The sequence below is a fragment of the Mesorhizobium sp. WSM4816 genome (assembly GCF_055811535.1).
Genome location: NZ_JBVVQR010000009.1, coordinates 5735 through 9779, shown reverse-complemented (window position 1 = coordinate 9779; position 4045 = coordinate 5735). Strand labels below are relative to the sequence as shown.

Annotated in this window: 4 protein-coding genes; all 4 read left to right on the top strand. The window is 63.5% G+C overall.

Annotated elements, in window-relative coordinates; genetic code table 11:
* The first annotated feature begins 61 nt into the window (after nucleotides 1–61).
* The 4 genes from AC0L3H_RS12730 to hflC all read left to right on the top strand — a co-directional run bounded on the left by AC0L3H_RS12730 (nucleotide 62) and on the right by hflC (nucleotide 3813).
* Complete coding sequence (locus tag AC0L3H_RS12730) at nucleotides 62–1075, top strand: DUF4424 domain-containing protein (RefSeq protein ID WP_473585683.1); 1014 nt, start codon at nucleotides 62–64, stop codon at nucleotides 1073–1075.
* A complete protein-coding gene (locus tag AC0L3H_RS12725) occupies nucleotides 1075–1593 on the top strand; it encodes a dihydrofolate reductase (protein WP_473585682.1) in 519 nt (172 codons plus the stop codon). Before AC0L3H_RS12730 ends, AC0L3H_RS12725 begins: the two co-directional genes overlap by 1 nt.
* 142 nt (nucleotides 1594–1735) lie before the next feature.
* Nucleotides 1736–2845: an FtsH protease activity modulator HflK gene (hflK, locus tag AC0L3H_RS12720; protein WP_091594230.1), complete on the top strand. Its 1110-nt coding sequence runs from the start codon at nucleotides 1736–1738 to the stop codon at nucleotides 2843–2845.
* Nucleotides 2845–3813 carry a protease modulator HflC gene (gene hflC / locus AC0L3H_RS12715; protein ID WP_473585681.1) on the top strand — a complete coding sequence of 323 codons (969 nt, stop codon included), beginning with the start codon at nucleotides 2845–2847 and terminating at the stop codon, nucleotides 3811–3813. The genes hflK and hflC overlap by 1 nt, the downstream gene beginning before the upstream one ends.
* The last annotated feature ends 232 nt before the right edge of the window (nucleotides 3814–4045 follow it).

Sequence of the window (4045 nt, the reverse complement as noted above, 5' to 3'; positions counted from 1 at the left end):
CGATTCCGATTTTCGGGCCGATGCGATAGAGTCATAGCGGCATCTCGCCCAGGGAGCTTCCATGTTCCGTTATGTCCTGACCGCCGCGCTGGCGCTTTCGGCCACGCCCGTGTTCGCCAATGATTCGATCGCCGAATTGGGGACGGGCGGCCTGATCCTGTCGCGCAGCGACGCGGTGGCCATGGAGAGCGAGGACCTCTACATCTCACCGGAAAAGGTGACGGTCGACTATGTCTTCCGCAACATCACCGACAAGGATGTCGACGCGATCGTCGCCTTTCCGATGCCTGACATCGAAGGCGATCCGAACGAGATGCCGGCAATTCCCGACGGCCAGAGCGACAATTTCCTCGGCTTCGAGGTGACGATCGACGGCGTGGCGGCAAAGCCGCAGCTCGAGCAGAAGGCATTTGCGCTCGGCATCGACATCAGTGCCGATCTCGAGTCGCAGAACGTGCCGTTCTACCCGTTCGGCGATGCCGCCAGGGCGGCATTGGCGAAGCTGCCGCAAGCGGTTGCCGACGACTGGGTCGACCGCGGCCTCATCATCGAGGACACCGCCGACGACGGTTCGGGCATGAAAACCGTCTATGTGCCGTTCTGGCAATTGCGCTCGACCTATTGGTGGCGCTCGACCTTTCCAGCCAACAAGGCAGTTCGCGTCGCCCATCGCTACAAGCCCAGCGTCGGCGGCACCTCCTCGGTCAGCTTCTTCTATGACGGCCAGTTCCAGGGCCAATACGCCGCCTACAAGACCCGTTACTGCATGGACGGCATGTTCGAGAATGCGATTCGCAAGGCGGCGAAGCGCAATCCCGACGGCACTCTGAGATATTTCGAAAACCGCATCGCCTATGTCCTGACCACTGGCGGCAACTGGGCGACGGGCTCGATCGGCAAGTTCAAGCTGACCGTCGACAAGGGCGATCCGAAGAACCTGGTCTCGTTCTGTGGCGAAAACGTCAGGAAAGTCGGGCCGACGCGTTTCGAGATGACGGCAGAGAATTTCTACCCTGAGCACGACATCGACATATTGCTGCTGGCACCTTCGGGCGATGGCGGGAGCGGCGGCTGATGGACGTCGCGATCTATGTCGCCATCGCCGAAAACGGTGTGATCGGGCGCGATGGCGGTTTGCCGTGGCGGCTTTCCAGCGATCTCAAGCGATTCAAGGCCGACACGATGGGCAAACCTGTCATCATGGGTCGCAAGACCTATGAAGGCATCGGCAGGCCTCTGCCTGGCAGGCTCAATATCGTGGTGACCCGCGACACGGCCTGGCGGGCCGAGGGCGTCGAAACCGCGCATTCGCTCGACGAGGCGATCCGCCTGGCCAAGGTGCGCGGGCGCTGCATGGCCGGCGCCGACGAAATCTGCGTCATCGGCGGCGGCGAGATCTATGCCCAGGCGCTGCCGCTGGCCGACCGCCTGCATGTCACCCATGTCCTTGCCGCGGTCGACGGCGACGCGCATTTCCCGCCGATCGACCCGGATTTGTGGCGCATCGGCCGCTCGCAGGACGTTCCGGCCGGTGAAAAGGATAGTCATGCGACACGCTATTCGGTTTACGAGCGACGCCGCGACGTGCATTGAGAGACGGTAAAGGGTCGCGACGGTCCAAAACGGGCGGTGACGACGACCGATCGCGTTGAAAGCGCGCCGTCGCATCCCTATAGAAGAACAACACCGGATTTTGCGTCGTCAGGCCGGCGCATGAGGGAGCGAAAGGACATTTATGCCCTGGAATGACAAAAGCGGCGGAGGCGGCGGCCCATGGGGCGGCGGCAACAATCCAGGACCCTGGGGGCAGGGACCAAAGGGGCCTAGCGGTCCGCAGGGCTCGCCTCCCGATCTCGAAGACATCATCCGGCGCGGCCAGGACAGGTTGCGGCGTGCTTTGCCGGGTGGCGCTGGCGCCAGCCCAGCCGTTTTCGGATTGATCGCGGCGGCGCTTTTAGCGCTGTGGGCGTTCAAGGCGGTCTATACCGTGCAGCCCGACGAGGTTGCGGTCGAACTCAGATTCGGCGTGCCAAAGGCAGAGTTCTCCCAGCCCGGCCTGCATTTCCATTGGTGGCCCATCGAGACGGTCGAGACGGCCGTCATTGCCGAACAACTCGTCAACATCGGCGGCGGCACGGCCTCCGGCAACGGTTCAGGGCTGATGCTTTCGGGCGACCAGAACATCGTCAACGTCCAGTTCTCGGTGGCCTATCAGGTCTCCGATCCGAGGGCCTATCTGTTCGACGTGTCCGATCCCGACGGCATGCTGCGCCAGGTCGCCGAAAGCGCCATGCGCGAAGCGGTTGGTCGGCGGCCGGCGCAGGACATCTTCCGCGACGATCGCGAGGGCATTGCAGCGTCCGTGCGCGAAATCATCCAGACGACGCTGGACGGCTACAAGGCCGGCCTGAACGTCAACGCGATTTCGATCGAGGATGCCGCACCGCCGCGCGAAGTGGCCGACGCCTTTGACGAGGTGCAGCGCGCCGAACAGGACGAGGACAAGTTCGTCGAGCAGGCCAACCAGTATTCCAACCAGAAGCTCGGCCAGGCGCGCGGCGAGGCCGCACAGATCCGCGAGGAGGCGGCCGGCTACAAGAACCGGGTCGTGCAGGAGGCCGAAGGCGAGGCGCAGCGCTTCATCTCGGTCTATGACGAATACGCCAAGGCGCCGGATGTGACGCGCCAGCGGCTTTATCTGGAAACGATGGAGAGGGTTCTGAAGGATTCCAGCAAGGTCATTATCGAGCAAGGCAGCGGACCAGGGGTCGTTCCCTATCTGCCGCTGCCGGCATTGCAGCAGAAGGCGCCGGCGCCGGCGCCGGTGCTGGGAGGAAACCAGTGATGGCCAACCGTCTTCCCATCATCGCCGTCATCGCCGCGGTCGTCCTGTTCCTGCTCTATTCGTCGGTCTTCGTTGTCAATGCGCGCCAGCAGGCACTGGTGCTCAGGTTCGGCGAGATCGTCGACGTCAAGAGCCAGCCGGGCATCTATTTCAAGGCGCCGTTCGCCTTCTTCGATGCCGATAGCGTGCAGTTGATCGAAAACAGGGTGCTGCGCTTCGACCTCGACAACATCCGCGTCCAGGTTTCGGGCGGCAAGTTTTATGAGGTCGACGCCTTCATCGCCTATCGGATCTCGGATCCGCGCGTGTTTCGCTCCGCGGTGTCCGGCCAGATCGAGCTGGCCGAGGCACGCTTGAGGACGCGTCTCGACGCCGCCTTGCGCCGTGTCTACGGTCTGCGCGACTTCGAGGCGGCGCTCTCGGAAGAGCGAGCCGTGATGATGCGCGAAGTGCGCGATCAGCTGAGGCCCGACGCCACGTCGCTCGGCCTGCAGATCGAGGATGTCCGCATTCGCCGGACCGATTTGACGGCGGAAGTCTCGCAACAGACATATGACCGCATGAAGGCTGAGCGTCTGGCCGAAGCCGAGCGGCTGCGGGCGCGCGGCAACGAGGCGGCGCAGCGCATCAGGGCGCGTGCCGACCGCGAAGTGGTGGAGATCGTCGCCGAGGCACGGAGAGAGTCTGAAATCCTGCGCGGTGAAGGTGAAGCTCAACGCAGCGCCACCTTCGCGAACGCCTACCAGCGCGATCCAGCCTTCTTCGACTTTTACCGGTCGATGAATGCCTACGGCACGGCGCTGAACAGTACCGGGACGACGATGGTGCTGTCGCCGAATTCGGACTTCTTCCGTTTCTTCCGCAATCCCGCCGGCGCGGACACGCCGGCTGTACCGGCAGCGCCTGGGCCAGCAGCTGTGCCCCGTGCACCCGCTGCACCGACAGCGCAGCCAGGCACCGGTCAGTAACGGCCGGTGCAGGACTTTCTGGCGGCAATAGGCCTGGTTCTCGCGCATGACCCCGAAAATCGGAATCGATTTTCGGAAAGGATCATGCGCCAAATCAAAGTGCTACAGCGTCTTGGGCGGGCAAAAAGACGCGCGGCGGGGGAGTGTGGGGGGGCGGGTGTATTGGGGCGTTGACCGCCACGCCCACAAAAATTGCGGCGGTGTGTGGATGGCGGGAAAAAAGCAGCGGGGG

Bases quoted from the DNA above. Each gene is read 5' to 3' on its own strand.
- AC0L3H_RS12730 (WP_473585683.1), top strand. From the start codon at position 62: ATGTTCCGTTATGTCCTGACCGCCGCGCTGGCGCTTTCGGCCACGCCC.
- AC0L3H_RS12725 (WP_473585682.1), top strand. From the start codon at position 1,075: ATGGACGTCGCGATCTATGTCGCCATCGCCGAAAACGGTGTGATCGGG.
- hflK (WP_091594230.1), top strand. From the start codon at position 1,736: ATGCCCTGGAATGACAAAAGCGGCGGAGGCGGCGGCCCATGGGGCGGC.
- hflC (WP_473585681.1), top strand. From the start codon at position 2,845: ATGGCCAACCGTCTTCCCATCATCGCCGTCATCGCCGCGGTCGTCCTG.